Genomic DNA, 17922 nt, shown 5'->3' with positions numbered 1-17922 from the left:
CGGACACGGCTTGGCGCCGCGTAGGAAGAACCCACCATGAATTCTTTAGGCATACCCGGGCCATCAGCAGGCCGCGGGGGCGGAACCAGAAAACGCTGGTCCCGCCGCATCGCCGCAGCTACCGGTCTGGCCCTCCTGCCAGGCCTGCTCACTCCCGTTGCCTTCGCTTCGGCCCCCGATCCGCTCGGCAGGCCCGAGCTGAAGGATCCGCGCGCTGCCAAGGTCACCCCGTTCACGGCCAAGGCGAACAAGCAGGCTGCTGCGGTGGTGAAGAAGGCCGCCGAGGCGGACCAGGCAGCTGCCGCCCGGGCGCGCCATGACCAGCAACAGCAGATAACTTGGCCGAAGGCTGGCAAAGCATCACTGACTATGCCTGCCAATGGCACGGCCAAGGCATCCCCGGGCTCTCTGCCGATAACGCTGACTGCGCCCGGCAAGGGTGTGGCGGCTCAGTCCGTCAGCGTGCAAGTTCTGGACCAGAACACGGCCGCCAAGCTCGGCGTCAAGGGCGTCATCCTGAAAGTCGTCGGCACCAAAGGCGGTGGCAAAACTCGTCTGAGCATCGGGTACTCGGCATTTGCCTCTGCCTACGGCGGTGACTGGGCCGGACGTCTGCGCTTGTTCCGGCTACCCGACTGCGCCCTGGACCACCCGACCCAGGCCACCTGCCGCACGCGCACCGAACTGGACTCGACCAACAACCGTGCCCAGGACCGTATCGCGGCGCCGCTGACCCTGGCTTCCAGTAGCCGGCCGATGATGTTGGCGCTGGCCGCCGGAACGAAATCCGGCGCCGGCGACTACAAGGCGACGCCTCTGTCCGCTTCGTCCACCTGGGAGGCCGGTGGTTCATCCGGTTCGTTCACCTGGTCGTACCCGCTGCGGGTGCCGCCGGCCGCGGCAGGCCCCCAGCCGGATCTGGCGATCTCCTACGACTCCGGCGCCGTCGACGGCCGCACCGCGAACACCAACAACCAGGGCAGCCAGATCGGCGAGGGTTTCGACCTGACCTCGTCGTACATCGAGCGCAAGTATGGCTCGTGCGACGATGACGGCCAGGACGGCAAGTACGACCTGTGCTGGAAGTATGACAACGCCTCGCTCGTCCTCAACGGCAAAGCCTCTGAGCTGGTCAAAGACGACACCACCGGCAAGTGGCACCTGAAGGACGACGACGCCTCCACCGTCACCCGCGGCACCGACGCGGAAAACGACGACGACAATGGCGAGTACTGGACCATCGTCACCGGTGACGGCACCAAATACGTCTTTGGACTGAACAAGCTCGACGGCGCGGCAACCGACGAGCGCACCCAGTCGGTGTGGACCGTTCCGGTCTTCGGCGACGACGAGGGCGAGCCCGGCTACTCCGACGGAACCTCCTTCTCCGGCCGCGCCAAGAAGCAGGCCTGGCGGTGGAACCTCGACTACGTCGAGGACACCCACGGCAACGCCATGTCGTACTGGTACACGGCCGAGCAGAACAACTACGACAAGCTCGGCGACGACAACACCGGGACCGGCTACGTTCGCGGCGGTTACCTGAAGGAGATCCGCTACGGGCAGCGTGCCGGCGCCCTGTTCTCCGGCTCCCCGGCCGCCTCCGACAAGGTGGTCTTCGACTACGCGGAGCGCTGCCTGGCCTCCGGCACCGGCTGCGACTCGCTCACCGAGGACACCCGCGACAACTGGCCGGACGTGCCCTTCGACGCGATCTGCAAGAACGACGACAAGTGCACCGGCAACATCGGTCCGACGTTCTTCACACGCAAGCGCCTGACCACGATCACCACCTACGCCTGGAACGCGGCGGCTTCGACCCCCGCCTTCGAAGCCGTCGACGTCTGGTCGCTCAAGCAGTTGTATCTGGACCCGGGCGACACGGGTGACTCCACCGACCAGTCCCTGTGGCTGGACGAGATCAAGCACACCGGCAAGCGCGGCGCCGACCTCTCCCTGGACCCGGTCAAGTTCAGCCACGTCATGCTGCCCAGCCGGGTCGACGGCGCAGCTGATGACATCCTGCCGCTCAACAAGCCCCGTCTGAAGACGGTCACGTCCGAGACCGGCGCGCAGACCATCGTCACCTACCTGGACGCCGACTGCACGGCCGGCGGAACCAAGCCCAAGCTGGACGAGAACACCAAGCGCTGTTACCCCGTGTACTGGTCGCCCAACGGCGAGAAGGACCCCGTCCTGGACTGGTTCCAGAAGTACCCGGTCAGCTCAGTGTCGACCACCGACCCGCGAGGCGGCTCCGAAGCCGTACAGCACACGTACCAGTACACCGGCGGCGGTGCCTGGCACTACAACGAGGACCCGATGACGCCCGCAAAGGAGCGCACCTGGTCCATTTGGCGCGGTTACGGCCAGGTCACCCACCTCACCGGCATATCGTCAAAACCCCAGAGCAAGACCGTCACCGTCTATCTGCGAGGTATGAACGGTGACCGTGTGCTGGAGGCGGACGGGAAGACCCTGGACCCGGACACGCGCAAGACGGTGAAGGTCTCGGGCATCAAGGCCGGCGAGATCACCGACTCCGAGCAGTACGCCGGCTTCACGCGCGAGACGGTCACCTACAACGGCGACGCGGAGGTCACCGGAACGGTCAACGACCCCTGGTCGAAGCGGACGGCGACCCAGCACAAGTCGTACGCGGACACCGAGGCGTACTACGTCCGTACAGGCGCCACCCACTCCCGCACCAACATCACCAGCAAGCTCACCCCCTACGACCGGGTGCGCACGGTGAAGACCACCTACGACGACTACGGCTTGGCCGAAACCGTTGAGGACCAGGGCGACGAGGCGGTCAGCGGCGACGAGAAGTGCACCCGCACGTGGTACGCCCGCAACGACGACAAGGGCATCAACTCCCTTGTCTCCCGCACCCGTACAGTCGCCAAGACCTGCGCCACCGCAGACTCGGCGCTCGACCTTCCCGCGGACTCCAGCAAGCCTGGCGACGTCGTCTCCGACACCGCCGTGGTCTACGACGCCCCGGCCGCCACCGCCTGGTCGCCTTCCCAGAAGCCCACCAAGGGCGAGGCGACCTGGACCGGACGGGCCAAGTCCTACGGCAGCGACGACGCCCCGACGTGGCAGAAGGTCTCCACGACGACCTACGACACGCTTGGTCGTCCTGCCATCGTCCAGGACACCAACGATCTGCAGGTTTCGAAGACGACCTATGTGCCTGTGGCAGCAGGTCCCTTGACGTCGACCGTTGTCGAGGACGCCAAGCTGTACAAGACGACGACCAACGTCGACTTCGCCACCGGCGCGACGCTGAAGGTGACCGACCCTAACAACAAGGTCACCGAGTCCGAGTACGACAGCCTCGGCCGCACCATCAACGTATGGCTGCCCAATCGGCTCAAGGTTCTGAGCAAGACGCCGAACTACGTCTACAACTACAAGGTCACCAGCTCCGAGATGTCCTGGGTGTCCACCAGCACCCTCAAGGGTGACGGCTCGGGCTACAACACCAGCTACACCTTCTACGACTCGCTGCTGCGCACCCGGCAGACCCAGTCGCCGTCCCCTCAGGGCGGCCGACTGATCACCCTGACCCTCTACGACACCCGAGGGCTTGCAGTCAGCCAGCAGTCCGACATCTGGGACAGCACCTCGGTTCCGGCGGCGAAGGCCGTGGAAACCTCCGAAGGCCAGGCTCCGATCCAGACGGACACCACCTATGACGGTGCCGAACGCCCGGTGAAGGCGGTCACCAAGGTTTACGGGGTGACCCGCTGGACGACCGACACCACCTACAACGGTGACACGGTCGCAACCACCGCGCCGACGGGTGGCCAGGCCACCGCGGTGGTGACCAACGCCCTGGGACAGACCACCGAGCGTCGCGAGTATGCCGGCCCCCAACCGACCGGCACCCAGTACACGACGACCGGCTACACCTACACCCCGGCCGGACAGCAGCTGACGATCACCGGCCCCGACAAGACCAAATGGTCCTACGAATATGACCTGTTCGGGCGCCAAACCGCGGCCGTCGACCCGGACAAGGGCCGTGCGACGACTGAATACAACGCTCTCGATCAGGTCACGAAGACCACCAACGCCAACGCAAAGAACAACACGCTCCTCTACGAGTACGACGTCCTCGGCCGCAAGACCGGCATGTGGCAGACCGACAAGACGGACGCCAACAAGCTCGCGGCCTGGACATTCGACTCCCTGGCCAAGGGGCAGCTGGACACCTCGGTCCGCTACGACGGCGGTGTGCCCGGCAAGGCCTACACCCAGAAGGTCACCGCCTACGACAACCTCTACCAGGTCACCGGCAGCCAGCTGATCCTGCCCGACGGCGACGACAGCGACCCGTTGGTCACCGCCGGCGTGCCCAGCAAACTCTCGTTCACCACGGGATACAACGCTGACGGCACCATCAGTCAGTACACCTCCCCGGCAGTGGGTGGCCTGCCTGCCGAGACGGTGTCCTACAAGTACGACGCCACTGGCCATCAGATCAGCTCAACAGGCACGACCGGCTACCTGCAGGGGGCCGGGTTCTCCCCGCAGGGCGACCTGCGTCAGCTCACCCTGGGCATGGACGGGGCGTCCTCGGCGAAGAAGGCGTACCTCAACTGGGACTACGAGGCAGGCACCCGCCGCCTCACCCGCTCCTACGTCACCGACGACGTCCACGGCTACATGCCGCAGGAGCTGAAGTTCACCCAGGACGACGCGGGCAACGTCACCTCGATCTTCGACGCCACTACCCAGGGCGGCACGACCAAGGCCGACTTCCAGTGCTTTGCCTACGACGGCTACAGCCGCATGACCGAGGCCTGGACCCCGAAGAACGCGGACTGCGCGGCCTCCGGTCGCACGGTGTCCAACATTGACGGCGCGGCGCCGTACTGGACGTCGTACACCTACACCGACGGCGGCCAACGCAAGACGGAGAAGCAGCACACGTCCTCGGGTGACAAGACCACTACGTACACCTACGACGCCACATCGGACAACAAGCCCCACACGCTGGACAACACGACGGGCGCCACGACCGCCAGTTACGTCTACGACAGCACCGGTAACACCACTTCGCGCCCCGGCCCCACGGCCCAGCAGACGCTGGCCTGGAACACCGAGGGCAAGCTGGCAGGGCTCACGGAAGGCACGAAGGAGACCAGCTACCTCTACGACGCGAACGGCGAGCTGCTGATCCGCCGCGCCAAGGCTGACGGCGACACGGTCCTCTACCTGGGCGGTGGCAACGAGGTCCGGCTCACGGTCAAGGGAACGACGAAGACGCTGTCGGGTACCCGCTACTACACAGCGAACGGCCAGACCATCGCCGTGCGCACTGCGGTCTCGGGTACGGCGGGCACGAAGCTCAGCTTCCTGGCCGCGGATCACCACGGCACGTCGAGTGTGTCCCTGGATGCCAGTACGTACGCGGTCACCAAGCGCTACAGCACGCCGTTCGGAGTATCGCGCGGCACGAAAGCGGCCAACTGGCCCGACGACAAGGCCTTCTTGGGCAAGCCGGCCGACGGCTCGACCGGCCTGACGCACGTGGGAGCCCGCGAATACGACCCGTCGATCGGCCAGTTCCTCAGCGTTGACCCGCTACTGGCTCCGGACGCGCCGCAGTCGCTGAATGGCTACTCCTACGCGGACAACACACCGGTCACCAGTTCTGACCCGACCGGCCTGTGCAACGATGGCTCCTGCCCGACCCGCCCTGGACCCGGCTACGAGAACACCACCCCCGGCCACGTTCCGGGCAAGCCGAAGAAGTCAGCCAATACGCAGTACGCGGAAAATGGCGAGAGCTATAACGGCACGTCGCACACCAGCAGTACAGGAGACACGAGCAGTGCCTCCGACACCCGCTATTCGTGCTCAGGAGTCGGCCCTGCCGAGGTCTGCAAGCCCGTCACCGGCCCCGAAGACTCAAGCACCAGTGGGGGCAACTACCTGTCCAGCCTTGTGCAGAACAGCGACTTCTGGTCCGGGCTTCTCCAGACGATCGGTGGTGCGATCAGTGAAGCCGGAGGGGGAGTCCTCCTCGCCTCCGGAGTCGTCGAATGCGCAGTAGGCGTCCTGTGTGAGGTGGGCGTTCCCTCCGTTGCTGGCGGGACAGGGCTCATCGTCACCGGCAAGCCGATGATTGATTCCGGTTCGGATAAACTCGGTCGGGCGTTTCGTGAAGCGGACGGTGCAGCGAGCGGTGAAGGAAGCGGCTCATCCACCCAAGTTGAATATGGAAGTACCGACCTGAGCAGGTCTGTGCAGCTCCAGAGGCTCATCGATAAGAGGAAAAACGGGAACTACGGGGCTGCCCGCCTAGAGGACGGCACCATTCTTGTCGGTCGATCAGCTAGCGGAACCCATACAGAAGAAGACCTGATTCGGCAGGCGGGAGGTCGAAAGATCGTTGATCTCTACTCCGAGCGCGAGCCTTGCGCGAGGAAGTGTCAAAAGCTCGTCAAAGACATGAATGTCACATGGAGTTACCGTTGGAATGGTGTGGACAGGGAGGCAAGTAATGCGGCGTTGAATAAGGCTATTAAGGAGCTTTTCGACTCGCCTTAGCGGGTCTTCGCTCCGGCCCAAATGAGGGCAGTCAGGTAGACTGGCTGCCCTCAGCCTCGCAATGGGAGACGCGCATGACTAGCGAAAAGCTTAATATGGTGGAAATTTCCTATACTGATGAAATCCTGGAGAATTGGACTTTGCGTATTCCGGGAGAGGCTGTGTATGAAGTGTATCGCCCTGTCGAAACCCTGGAGCGTGTCACCGTTGATGGTCGTGACTTGATTCTTTTCGGTTCTACTGGAGTATTCGGACGCCTGATGGTTGATGTTGCCTCAGGGGTGGTACTGGAAAAGCTTGAGGGGTACTCCGACGTGAGCCTTGTGAACACATCACTCGAAGCCTTTAATCGTTGCCTTGAAGTGTTTGCTGCTAAAATGCCGCTGCTGGAAATTGATGACGAGGAAGAGGCGGAGGAGGTGGATAGGGAGATTGCTAAAGGGCTGGAAGAAGATGTGCGGCGGATCGATCCAGAGGCCTACGTTGAAAATAGTTTCTGGTATGAAATTAGGTGGAGTGTAGCGATCGGAGACTTCAGGGGCTGAAACTCCGGAAGGGCTGGAAAGGAACTGGCCTGGGTAGAATTTCCGTGGTGCTGGACTGCCTGCCGGATCTGCAGATCTACGACAAGGACGCGTCCAGCCACCTCGCTGGCGGCCAACTCATGGCGACAGACTCCTTTCCCGTCACCTTCACCCCGAAGAGCGCTGACCGGTCCCCGTCGTTTGGGCCCGATGCCGACTGGGAACGACGGTGTACGGCTCCTGCCGCTCGCCTTGGAGATGTCGCGTTTCGTATGCATCTTGATGCGTGATGTGATTGCCTTGGGATGAGGTGACCCGCGACGATGGCGTTGCGGCTGGAGAGGGAGCCCGCATGTCCCAGCCGAAGCATCTCGACCCTGCCTCCATGGCGGAGTTCTACGGCGCGGAGCTGCGCAGGCGCCGTGAGGACGCGGGGTTGACGCAGGGCGGGCTCGGGGAGTTGGTGTACTGCTCGGGGCCCTACATCGGGCAGATCGAGATCGCCATCCGCCGGCCGCAGTTGGATCTGTCCGAGCGGATCGACACCGTGCTGAAGGCGGACGGGTTCTTCCGACGGTTGTGCAAGGCGATCCTCAAGGCGTCCAAGTTCGCCGACTACTTCGCGGCAGTGGCCGAGTTGGAGCGACGGGCGAAGACGATCTGCGACTTTGCCACGATGGTGGTTCCGGGGTTGCTCCAGACCGAGGCGTACACCCGGGCTCTCATCCGGTCTGCCCGGCCGCTGGTCGACCAGGAAGAGGTCGAGCGGGTCGTCGGCGGGCGGCAGGAGCGGGCCCGTGCGCTGCTCAAGGATCCGGCCGACCCCGAGCTGTGGTTCGTCATCCACGAGGCTGCACTGCGGGTGCCCGTCGGCGGGAACGACGTGATGCGCGGGCAACTGGAATACATCGCGGAGGTGTCTCGGAGTCATCAGGCGATCGTGCAGGTCATGCCGTTCTCGGGTGGGCTGAATCCGCTCCTCTACGGGGCGATGACGGTTATGACCTTCGCCGAGGAGCCGACCGTGGCGTACACCGAGAGCGCTCATTCCGGGCAGTTGATCGAGGATCCGGCGGTGGTCGCGAACATCGCCAGGTCCTACGATCTTGCCAGGGCCGCCGCCTTGTCACCGGAGGCGTCCCTCGCCTTCATCGGCCGAGTCGCGGAGGACTACACACCATGAATAGCACCACGCCTGATCTGCGCTCCGCCCGCTGGCGCAAGTCGTCGTACAGCAACGCTGAGGGCGGCTCGTGCGTCGAGGTCGCCGACGGCTACCCCGGCGTCGTTCCCGTGCGCGACAGCAAGAACTTCGATGGCCCGGTGATCACGGTGTCCGCCGGGGCCTGGCACGCGTTCGTCGAAAAGGTTGTGAAGTAACCGGCGTTCAGCCGTCAGTCGGTGTCGTTGCCGGCCTTCCCGTACCGGCGGAAGTCGGAGGTCTCCACCGTCCAAGGGCCGAACGGCACCGAGTCCCCGAAGATGTACGGATCCTTGTGCTGATAGCGGTCCTTGCAGGGATCCGAGTGGACCTGGATGGTGCCCGTGCGCGGATCGACGATCATGTAGTGGGCGATGCCCATGGTGGCGTACTCGGCGAGCTTCTCGCCGTAGTCGTTGCCCGGGTTGGACGGCGAGACGATCTCGATGACCGCCAGCACCTGTGTGGCGTCGACGGCGAGCCCCTCCTCGTCCAGTACGGCTTCGGGGATGACCACGGCGTCGGGACGCCGCATGCGGCCGATCGCCGGGTGCTCGATCTCGGGGCCGTTCGCGCAGACATAGCCGGGATGCGCGGTGGGGAGCTGAGCGTTGAGCTGGTTGCGAATGCGGCGGGCCGCGCCCTCGTGGCGCTTCGAAGGGCTCGTCATCGCGAGGAAGGGGCCGGACGGGCCGATCTCGACCGTCCAGGCTCCCTCCAGGTGCTCCGCGTACGCCATCAGCTCCTCGGCGATCGCGCGCATCTTCGCGTAGTCCACGCTCCGAGCATATTGAGGCTTCCGCGCCGACGGCCGCTCAGCCCGCCAGCCCCAGCTCCCGAGCAATAAGCATCCGCTGCACCTCGCTCGTGCCCTCCCCGATCTCCAGGATCTTGGAGTCGCGCCACATGCGGGCGACCGGGTACTCGTTCATGAAGCCGTAGCCGCCGTGGATCTGGGTGGCGTCGCGGGCGTTGTCGACCGCGATCGTGGAGGAGTAGAGCTTCGCCAGGGCCGCCTCCTTCTTGAAGGGTTCGCCGGAGACAAGGCGGGAGGCCGCGTCGCGCCAGGACAGGCGGGACGTGTGGGCCTTCATCTCCATGTCGGCGATCTTGAACTGGATCGCCTGGTTGGCGCCGATCGGGCGGCCGAAGGCCTGACGTTCCTTCGCGTACTTCACCGACTCGTCCACACAGCCCTGCGCCAGGCCCGTCGCCAGGGCCGCGATCGCGATGCGGCCCTCGTCCAGGATCCGCAGGAACTGGGCGTAGCCCCGGCCCTCCTCACCGAGCAGGTTCGCGGCCGGGACGCGCACGTCGGAGAACGACAACTCCCGCGTGTCCGAGGCGTTCCAGCCCACCTTCGAGTACGGGGCCGCGACCGTGAAGCCCGGCGTGCCGGACGGGACGATGATCGACGAGATTTCGGGGCGGCCGTCCTCCGCGCGGCCGGTGACCGCCGTGACCGTCACCAGGCCCGTGATGTCCGTGCCCGAGTTGGTGATGAAGCACTTCGAGCCGTTGATCACCCATTCGTTCGTCGAGGGGTCGAGGCGCGCCGTCGTGCGGGTCCCGCCCGCGTCCGAGCCGGCGTCGGGCTCCGTGAGGCCGAACGCGCCCAGGATCTCGCCCGAGCACAGGCGCGGCAGCCACTCCTGCTTCTGGGCCTCCGTGCCGAAGCGGTAGACCGGCATCGCGCCCAGGGAAACGCCGGCTTCCAGGGTGATGGCGATGGACGAGTCGACGCGGGCCAGTTCCTCCAGCGCGAGGCCGAGCGCCAGGTAGTCGCCGCCCATGCCGCCGTACTCCTCCGGGAACGGCAGCCCGAACAGGCCCATGCGGCCCATCTCGCGGACGATCTCGTACGGGAACTCATGGCGTTCGTAGAAGTCGCCGATCTTGGGCGCCACGACGTCGTGGGCGAACTCCTCGACCGTGCGCCGGAGTTCTTCCAGCTCGGGGGAGAGGTGGTGGTCCATGGGGGTCACTCCTTGTGGGAGAGGGCTCGGACGGTGCGGGACGGGCTGGGCCGGTCCAGGTGCGCGGCCATCCACACGCTCGTGGCGGTGAGCCGGCCGAGGTCGACCCCGGTGTCGATACCGAGGCCCTGAAGCATCCACACGAGGTCTTCGGTGGCGAGATTGCCGGTGGCGGACTTGGCGTACGGGCAGCCGCCGAGGCCGCCCGCGGAGGCGTCGACGGTCGTCACGCCGTGCTGGAGCGCGGCCAGGGTGTTGGCGAGCGCCTGGCCGTAGGTGTCGTGGAAGTGCACGCCGATCGCGCTGGTCGGCACGCCCTCCTCGTTCAGCTGGGAGAGGAGAGATTGGACGTGGGCCGGGGTCGCCACCCCGATCGTGTCGCCCAGGCTCAGCTCGTCGCAGCCCATGTCCATGAGCGCCTTGCAGACGCGGACGACCTGGTGGACGGGGACCGGGCCCTCCCAGGGGTCGCCGAAGCACATGGAGAGGTAGCCGCGGACGTGCACCTTGTCGGCCTTCGCGCGGGCCACCACCGGTTCGAACATCGCCAGGGCCTCGTCCACCGTGCGGTTGAGGTTGGCCTTCGCGAAGGACTCCGTCGCGCTGGCGAAGACGGCGATCCGGCGGGCGCCCAGCGTGAGGGCGCGGTCCAGGCCGCGTTCGTTCGGGACCAGGACCGGTAGCTCCACCGGCAGTTCGCTGATCAGTGGGAACAGCTGCTCCGCGTCCGCCAGTTGGGGTACCCACTTGGGGTGGACGAAGCTGGTGGCCTCGATCGTGGTCAGGCCCGCGTCGGCGAGCTTGCGGATGAAGTCGGCCTTCACCTCCGTGGGCACGGTCGCCTTCTCGTTCTGGAGGCCGTCGCGCGGGCCGACCTCGTGGATCCTCACCCGTGCGGGCAGGTCCTGGGCCGGTACGACCATGGGCAGTCCCTGAACGGTCATTCCTCCGCCTCCGCGTCCGTGTCCACGTGGTTGTGGGGGTCGTCGTGGTCGTCGTGGGCGTCCTCGTGTGGCGCGATCACGGCCAGCACCTGGTCCATGGCGACCGTGGTGCCGGGCGTGACGTCCAGCTCGGCGACCGTTCCGGCGTGCGGGGCGGAGATGACGTGCTCCATCTTCATCGCCTCCACCACCAGCAGGCTCTGCCCGGCGGTCACCTCGTCCCCGACGGCCACCTTCACGACGGTCACCGTGCCGGGCATCGGCGCGGTGAGTGATTCGGTACCGGAGTGCGCGGCCCTCGTGAGCGACGCGGCGACCGGGTCGTGGTCGCGTACGTGCCAGGCGTCGCCGTCGCGGCCCAGCCAGTCGGCGGCGCGGTGGAAGGTGTGGCGTACGCCGTCCAGCACGACGCAGACCTGGTCCTCGGTGACCGTGTGGGTGCCCCGGGGGGCGTACTCCACCGGCTCGAACACCCGCAGGGGGAAGGTCACGGGCTTGGGCTCGCCCCCGAGCCGCCAGCCGCTCGGCACCGAGAACGGGTCCGTCCAGCCCTCGCCGCTCGGCTTCAGCGCATCGAGACGTACGGCTGCCGCGGCCTCGTACACCTCCTCCGGCACCTCCGCCGATACGAGCCCGTCCACCTCCCGCTCCACCAGCCCCGTGTCCAACTCGCCCGCCACCACCGCCGGATGGGCCAGCAGGCGGCGCAGGAAACCGGCGTTGGTCTGCACGCCCAGGATGACCGTCGCCGCGAGGGCCGCCCTCAGCTTCCGCAACGCAGTGGCTCGGTCCGGCCCGTACGCGATCACCTTCGACAGCATCGGGTCGTACAGGCTGCCGACCTCCGTGCCCTCCGAGAGGCCCGAGTCCGTCCGCACTCCCCCAAGCTCTCGGCTTCGCTCGAGCAGGGGGGACCCCCATTCGCCCTGCGGCTCGTGCAGCGACAGCACCGTGCCGCCGGAGGGGAGGAAGCCGCGGGACGGGTCTTCGGCGCAGATGCGGGCCTCGATCGCGTGTCCGGTGAGCGTGATGTCCTTCTGTCCGAAGGACAGGGGCTCTCCCGCCGCCACCCGCAACTGCCACTCCACCAGGTCGAGGCCGGTGATCAGCTCCGTCACCGGGTGCTCGACCTGGAGTCGGGTGTTCATCTCCATGAAGTAGTACGACGAAGGGTCCCCGCCCGGCACGATGAACTCCACCGTGCCCGCGCCCCGGTAGCCGCACGAGCGGGCCGCCTGGACCGCCGCCTCGCCCATCGCCGCGCGCGTGGCCTCGTCGAGGAGCACGCTCGGCGCCTCCTCGATGATCTTCTGGTGGCGGCGCTGGAGCGAGCACTCGCGCTCGCCCAGGTGCACCACGTTGCCGTGGGCGTCCGCCAGGACCTGGATCTCGATATGGCGGGGGCGGTCGATCCAGCGTTCGACCAGGAGCGTGTCGTCACCGAAGGAGGCGCGGGCCTCGCGGCGGGCGGCGGCGATCTCGTCCCCCAGCACGGAAGCGTCCCGCACCAGCCGCATGCCCTTGCCGCCACCGCCCGCGCTCGGCTTCAGCAGTACCGGCATGCCGATCTCGTGGGCGGCCTCGGCCAGCTCCGCGTCCGTCAGCCCGCTGCCGCTCGACCCCGGTACGACCGGTACCCCGGCCGCCTTCACCGTCTCCTTGGCGCGGATCTTGTCGCCCATGAGCGAGATCGCTTCCGCGGGCGGTCCGATGAACACCAGCCCGGCCTCCGCGCACGCGCGCGCGAACCCGGCGTTCTCCGCGAGGAAGCCGTACCCCGGGTGCACCGCCTGGGCGCCGGTCCGCAGGGCGGCCTCCAGCAGCCGCTCCATGGACAGATAGCTCTCGGCCGCCGGCGCCGGTCCGATCCGTACCGCCGTGTCGGCCTCCCGGACGTGCCTGGCGTCCGCGTCCGCGTCGGAGAAGACGGCCACCGAGCGCACTCCGAGCGAGCGCAGTGTGCGGATGACCCGGACCGCGATCTCGCCCCGGTTGGCCACAAGCACCGTGTCAAACATTGATCCGATCCCCCTCACATCCGGAAGACGCCGAACTGGGGTTCACCCAGGGGCGCGTTGGCACACGCGGTCAGGGCCAGGCCCAGCACCTGCCGGGTCTCCAGCGGGTCGATCACGCCGTCGTCCCAGAGGCGTGCCGTCGCGTAGTAGGCGTTGCCCTGGCGTTCGTACTGGGCGCGGATCGGGGCCTTGAAGGCCTCCTCGTCGTCCAGGGGCCAGGACTCCCCGTGCGCCTCGAGCTGGTCGCGCTTGACGGTGGCGAGCACCGACGCGGCCTGTTCGCCGCCCATGACCGAGATCTTGGCGTTGGGCCACATCCACAGGAAGCGCGGTGAATACGCCCGGCCGCACATCGAGTAGTTGCCCGCGCCGAACGAGCCGCCGATGACCACCGTGAGCTTCGGCACGCGCGTACAGGCCACCGCCGTCACCATCTTGGCGCCGTGCTTGGCGATGCCGCCCGCCTCGTAGTCCCGTCCCACCATGAAGCCCGAGATGTTCTGGAGGAACACCAGCGGGATGCCGCGCTGGTCGCACAGCTCGATGAAGTGGGCGCCCTTCTGGGCCGATTCGGAGAACAGGATGCCGTTGTTGGCGACGATGCCGACCGGGTGGCCGTGGATCCGGGCGAAACCGGTGACGAGGGTCTGCCCGAACTCCGCCTTGAACTCGGCGAACCGTGAACCGTCCACCACGCGCGCGATGACCTCGCGGACGTCGTAGGGCGTGCGGGAGTCGGCGGGTACCGCCCCGTACAGCCCGTACGGGTCCACCTTGGGCTCGACGGACGGGACGACCTCCCAGGGCAGCGACCCGCGCGCGGGGAGGGTGGACACGATGGTCCGTACGATCCGCAGCGCGTGCGCGTCGTCCTCCGCGAGGTGGTCCGTCACGCCCGACACGCGTGCGTGGACCTCGCCGCCGCCCAGCTCCTCGGCGGTCACCACCTCGCCGGTGGCCGCCTTCACCAGGGGCGGGCCGCCCAGGAAGATCGTGCCCTGGTTGCGGACGATCACGGCCTCGTCGCTCATCGCCGGGACATACGCCCCGCCGGCGGTGCAGGACCCGAGCACGGCGGCGATCTGGGGAATCCCGGCGCCGGACATCCGCGCCTGGTTGTAGAAGATCCGCCCGAAGTGCTCGCGGTCGGGGAACACCTCGTCCTGCATGGGCAGGAAGGCGCCTCCGGAGTCGACGAGATAGACACAGGGGAGGCGGTTCTCCAGGGCCACCTCCTGCGCCCGCAGGTGCTTCTTCACCGTCATCGGGTAGTACGTGCCGCCCTTGACCGTGGCGTCGTTGGCGACGATCACGCACTCGCGGCCGCCGACCCGCCCGATTCCGGCGATGACCCCGGCGGCCGGTGCCTGCCCCTCGTACATCCCCTCGGCCGCCAGCGGGGCCAGCTCCAGGAAGGGCGACCCCGCGTCCAGCAGCGTGTCCACGCGGTCGCGCGGCAGCAGCTTGCCGCGCGCGGTGTGGCGCGCGCGGGCCTTCTCGCCGCCGCCCAGCCGGGCCGCGGCGAGCTTCGCGCGCAGCTCCTCGACCAGGGCGCGGTGCGCCGCCTCGTTGGCCCGCCAGGCCTCCGACGCGGGGTCTGCCGCGCTCGTCAGCTCCGGTGCCTCCTGCATCCTGCGGTCCCCTCACCTTGTTAATGAGCGTTAACGCATTTCCTTCAGGTTAACGACCGCTAACCTCGCTGTCTAGAATTGTTTTCATGGCCACCAGAACCGACGCCCCGACCCGTCGCGAGCAGATCCTCAAGGAGGCCGCGCGGCTGTTCGCCGAGCGCGGCTTCCATGGTGTCGGGGTCGACGAGATAGGAGCCGCGGTCGGCATCAGCGGACCCGGTCTGTACCGGCACTTCGCGGGCAAGGACGCGATGCTCGCCGAGCTGCTCGTGGGGATCAGCGGGCAGCTGCTGACCGGGGCCAGGCGGCGGGTCGCCGAGGCCGACGGGGGCCCCGCGGGGCGGAACCCCGAGGCGGTCCTCGACTCGCTGATCGAGGGGCACATCGACTTCGCGCTCGACGACCGTCCCCTGATCACCCTGCACGACCGGGAGCTGGACCGCCTCCGGGACACCGACCGCAAGCTCGTGCGGCAGCTCCAGCGGCAGTACGTCGAGCTGTGGGTGGAGATCGTCCGCGAGGTGTATCCGGACCTGACCGAGCCGTCCGCCCGCTCGGCGGTGCACTCGGTGTTCGGGCTGCTGAACTCCACGCCGCACCTGGGGAGGCCGGGATCGCTGCCGGGGCGCGGTGCGACGGCGGAGCTGTTGCACCGGATGGCGCGGGGTGCTTTCGCGGCGGCCGGCAGCGAATGAGCCGGGGCTCTGCTCCATGAGCGTGACGAGTCCTTGAGCGTGACGAGTCCGTGAGCGTGCCGAGCGTGACGAGCATTACGTGGCGGTCGTGGCGGTCACTCTGGACGACCGTTCGTACTCGCCGGTACGGTGCTGTCTGAGCAAGCGCTTAGACATACCCAGGTGGAGGTGGCGGCGGTGCGCCGTACGGTGTTCAACGAGGATCACGAGGCGTTCCGGGAGACCCTGCGCGCCTTCATCGAGGCCGAGGTCGTTCCCGTCTACGACGAGTGGTTCGCCGCCGGCCAGGCGCCGCGCGACTTCTACTACAAGCTCGCCGAGCTGGGCCTCTTCGGGATCAACGTCCCGGAGGAGTTCGGCGGCGCCGGCATCGACTCGTACAAGTTCGAGGCCGTGATGTACGAGGAGACCGCCCGCGCGGGCGTCCACTTCGGCGGCTCCGGCGTGCACGTGCTGCTCGGCCTGCCGTACATCAAGATGCTCGCCACCGACGAGCAGAAGAAGCGCTTCCTGCCGAAGTTCGTCTCCGGTGAGGAGATGTGGGCCCTGGCGATGACCGAGCCGGGCACCGGCTCCGACCTCGCGGGCATGAAGACCACCGCCAAGCTCTCCGAGGACGGCACCCACTACGTCCTCAACGGCGCCAAGACCTTCATCACCGGCGGCGTCCACGCCGACCGCGTGATCGTCTGCGCCCGCACCTCCGCCCCGACGGCCGAGGACCGCCGCTTCGGCATCTCCCTGTTCGCCGTGGACACCAAGTCCGAGGGCTACTCCATAGGCCGCAAGCTCGACAAGCTCGGCCTGAGGACCTCCGACACCGCCGAGCTGGCGTTCGTCGACGTGAAGGTCCCGGTCGAGGACCTGCTCGGCGAGGAGAACAAGGGCTTCTACTACCTCGGCCACAACCTGGCCTCCGAGCGCTGGGGCATCGCCTTCGGCGCGTACGCGCAGGCCAAGGCCGCCGTCCGGTTCGCCAAACAGTACGTCCAGGAGCGCACCGTCTTCGGCAAGCAGGTCGCCCACTTCCAGAACACCAAGTTCGAGCTGGCCGCCTGCCAGGCCGAGGTGGACGCCGCCGAGGCGGTCGCCGACCGCGCCCTGGAGGCCCTCGACGCGGGTGAGCTGACCCCCGCCGAGGCCGCCAGCGCCAAGCTGTTCTGCACCGAGGTCGCCCACCGCGTGATCGACCGCTGCCTCCAGCTGCACGGCGGCTACGGCTTCATGAACGAGTACCCGATCGCCCGCCTGTACGCGGACAACCGCGTCAACCGCATCTACGGCGGCACCAGCGAGATCATGAAGTCGATCATCGCCAAGGACATGGGGCTGTAAGCCCACCGCAACCACTGGCCGATACAACTGGACGCCATGAGCCAGGCACTTCTCGATCTCCTCGATCTGCTCGACCTGGAGCAGATCGAGGAGAACATCTTCCGCGGCCAGTCCCGTTCCGCCGTCGTCCCCCGGGTGTTCGGCGGACAGGTGGCGGCGCAGGCGCTGGTCGCCGCCGGGCGTACGGTCCCCGCGGACCGGCACGCCCACTCCCTCCACGCGTACTTCCTGCGCATCGGCGACCCGGGCGCGCCCATCGTCTACAACGTCGAGCGCATCCGCGACGGCCGCTCCTTCACCACCCGCAGGGTGGTCGCGGTCCAGCACGGCCGGCCGATCTTCGCGCTGTCGGCGTCCTTCCAGACGTACGAGGAAGGCCTCGACCACCAGGCCCCCATGCCGCCCGCCCCCGACCCGGCGACCGTCCCCACCGGCCAGGAACGCCTCCGCGGCTACGACCATCTCGACCCCGAGATCGTCGAGAGGTTCCTGGAGGCCCGCGAGGCGATCGACCTGCGCTATGTCGACGAACCGCCGTACGGGAAGTTCGGCGAGCCGCGCGAGCCGCACTCCCAGGTGTGGTTCCGCACCAACGGCAAGCTCGACGACGACCCCCTCCTCCACGTCGTCCTCGCCACGTACGTCTCCGACATGACGCTCCTCGACTCCGTGCTGCTCGCGCACGGTCGTGGCGGCTGGGCCGTCGGCGACGTGGTCGGGGCCTCGCTGGACCACGCGATGTGGTTCCACCGCCCGTTCCGGGCCGACGAGTGGCTGCTGTACGACCAGGAGTCCCCGTCGGCCCACGGCGGACGCGGGCTCGGTCAGGCCCGCATCTACACGCAGGACGGACGTCTCGCCATTTCGGTGATCCAGGAGGGCGTGGTCCGCGTACCGCGCTGACCGCGCCCGCTCGGCGACCGCCACGGTCGGTGTCGCCGCCTGCCGCGGGTCGCCTGCCACGGGTCGCCTGTCCCCTGCCGACCGCCGCGGGCCGCCTGCCACGGGTCGCCTGTCCCCTGCCGACCGCC

General features: G+C 67.5%; 12 protein-coding genes. 7 read left to right on the top strand and 5 right to left on the bottom strand.

Features of this window, described 5'->3' with window-relative positions:
• The first annotated feature begins 36 nt into the window (after nucleotides 1–36).
• The 4 genes from Q2K21_RS30280 to Q2K21_RS30265 all read left to right on the top strand — a co-directional run bounded on the left by Q2K21_RS30280 (nucleotide 37) and on the right by Q2K21_RS30265 (nucleotide 8471).
• Nucleotides 37–6567: an RHS repeat-associated core domain-containing protein gene (locus tag Q2K21_RS30280; protein WP_310777319.1), complete on the top strand. Its 6531-nt coding sequence runs from the start codon at nucleotides 37–39 to the stop codon at nucleotides 6565–6567.
• A 74-nt stretch (nucleotides 6568–6641) separates the two neighbouring features.
• Entirely contained in the window at nucleotides 6642–7112 is a 471-nt protein-coding gene (locus Q2K21_RS30275; RefSeq protein WP_310777316.1) for an SUKH-4 family immunity protein, read from the top strand.
• Nucleotides 7113–7443: 331 nt separating this feature from the next.
• On the top strand, nucleotides 7444–8274 hold the full coding sequence (locus Q2K21_RS30270; RefSeq protein WP_310777314.1) for a helix-turn-helix domain-containing protein: 831 nt from the start codon (nucleotides 7444–7446) through the stop codon (nucleotides 8272–8274).
• Nucleotides 8271–8471, top strand: a complete 201-nt coding sequence (locus Q2K21_RS30265; RefSeq protein WP_310777311.1) for a DUF397 domain-containing protein — start codon at nucleotides 8271–8273, stop codon at nucleotides 8469–8471. Before Q2K21_RS30270 ends, Q2K21_RS30265 begins: the two co-directional genes overlap by 4 nt.
• Nucleotides 8472–8485: 14 nt before the next feature.
• Here Q2K21_RS30265 and Q2K21_RS30260 read toward each other — a convergent pair whose 3' ends face one another.
• From Q2K21_RS30260 to Q2K21_RS30240, 5 genes are read right to left on the bottom strand one after another with little or no spacing between them, the layout of a single operon-like run.
• A complete protein-coding gene (locus Q2K21_RS30260; protein WP_310777308.1) occupies nucleotides 8486–9070 on the bottom strand; it encodes a Uma2 family endonuclease in 585 nt (194 codons plus the stop codon).
• Between the two features lie 37 nt (nucleotides 9071–9107).
• A complete protein-coding gene (locus Q2K21_RS30255) occupies nucleotides 9108–10268 on the bottom strand; it encodes an acyl-CoA dehydrogenase family protein (RefSeq protein WP_310777305.1) in 1161 nt (386 codons plus the stop codon).
• A gap of 5 nt (nucleotides 10269–10273) precedes the next feature.
• Nucleotides 10274–11212, bottom strand: a complete 939-nt coding sequence (locus Q2K21_RS30250) for a hydroxymethylglutaryl-CoA lyase (protein ID WP_310777303.1) — start codon at nucleotides 11210–11212, stop codon at nucleotides 10274–10276.
• Nucleotides 11209–13230, bottom strand: coding sequence for an acetyl/propionyl/methylcrotonyl-CoA carboxylase subunit alpha (locus tag Q2K21_RS30245; protein ID WP_310777299.1), 2022 nt, complete (start codon nucleotides 13228–13230; stop codon nucleotides 11209–11211). The genes Q2K21_RS30250 and Q2K21_RS30245 overlap by 4 nt, the downstream gene beginning before the upstream one ends.
• A gap of 14 nt (nucleotides 13231–13244) precedes the next feature.
• Nucleotides 13245–14861, bottom strand: coding sequence for a carboxyl transferase domain-containing protein (locus tag Q2K21_RS30240; RefSeq protein WP_310777296.1), 1617 nt, complete (start codon nucleotides 14859–14861; stop codon nucleotides 13245–13247).
• A gap of 86 nt (nucleotides 14862–14947) precedes the next feature.
• Between Q2K21_RS30240 and Q2K21_RS30235 the strand changes: the two genes are divergently transcribed.
• The 3 genes from Q2K21_RS30235 (at nucleotide 14948) to tesB (ending at nucleotide 17794) form a co-directional block, all read left to right on the top strand.
• Nucleotides 14948–15556: an SACE_7040 family transcriptional regulator gene (locus Q2K21_RS30235; protein ID WP_310777293.1), complete on the top strand. Its 609-nt coding sequence runs from the start codon at nucleotides 14948–14950 to the stop codon at nucleotides 15554–15556.
• A 177-nt stretch (nucleotides 15557–15733) separates the two neighbouring features.
• The gene (locus Q2K21_RS30230; protein WP_310781329.1) at nucleotides 15734–16891 is read left to right on the top strand and encodes an acyl-CoA dehydrogenase family protein; all 1158 of its coding nucleotides are present in this window, start codon (nucleotides 15734–15736) and stop codon (nucleotides 16889–16891) included.
• Nucleotides 16892–16927: 36 nt separating this feature from the next.
• The gene (tesB, locus tag Q2K21_RS30225; protein ID WP_310777290.1) at nucleotides 16928–17794 is read left to right on the top strand and encodes an acyl-CoA thioesterase II; all 867 of its coding nucleotides are present in this window, start codon (nucleotides 16928–16930) and stop codon (nucleotides 17792–17794) included.
• Nucleotides 17795–17922: the final 128 nt, after the last annotated feature.

The organism is Streptomyces sp. CGMCC 4.7035 (genome assembly GCF_031583065.1).
Lineage (GTDB): Bacteria > Actinomycetota > Actinomycetes > Streptomycetales > Streptomycetaceae > Streptomyces > Streptomyces yaanensis.
This window is presented reverse-complemented; position numbering and strand designations above follow the sequence as displayed.

What these genes read in the sequence shown, in the direction of transcription:
- Q2K21_RS30280 (WP_310777319.1), top strand. Translation starts at nt 37, where the DNA reads ATGAATTCTTTAGGCATACCCGGGCCATCAGCAGGCCGCGGGGGCGGA.
- Q2K21_RS30275 (WP_310777316.1), top strand. Translation starts at nt 6,642, where the DNA reads ATGACTAGCGAAAAGCTTAATATGGTGGAAATTTCCTATACTGATGAA.
- Q2K21_RS30270 (WP_310777314.1), top strand. Translation starts at nt 7,444, where the DNA reads ATGTCCCAGCCGAAGCATCTCGACCCTGCCTCCATGGCGGAGTTCTAC.
- Q2K21_RS30265 (WP_310777311.1), top strand. Translation starts at nt 8,271, where the DNA reads ATGAATAGCACCACGCCTGATCTGCGCTCCGCCCGCTGGCGCAAGTCG.
- Q2K21_RS30255 (WP_310777305.1), bottom strand. Translation starts at nt 10,268, where the DNA reads ATGGACCACCACCTCTCCCCCGAGCTGGAAGAACTCCGGCGCACGGTC.
- Q2K21_RS30250 (WP_310777303.1), bottom strand. Translation starts at nt 11,212, where the DNA reads ATGACCGTTCAGGGACTGCCCATGGTCGTACCGGCCCAGGACCTGCCC.
- Q2K21_RS30245 (WP_310777299.1), bottom strand. Translation starts at nt 13,230, where the DNA reads ATGTTTGACACGGTGCTTGTGGCCAACCGGGGCGAGATCGCGGTCCGG.
- Q2K21_RS30240 (WP_310777296.1), bottom strand. Translation starts at nt 14,861, where the DNA reads ATGCAGGAGGCACCGGAGCTGACGAGCGCGGCAGACCCCGCGTCGGAG.
- Q2K21_RS30235 (WP_310777293.1), top strand. Translation starts at nt 14,948, where the DNA reads ATGGCCACCAGAACCGACGCCCCGACCCGTCGCGAGCAGATCCTCAAG.
- tesB (WP_310777290.1), top strand. Translation starts at nt 16,928, where the DNA reads ATGAGCCAGGCACTTCTCGATCTCCTCGATCTGCTCGACCTGGAGCAG.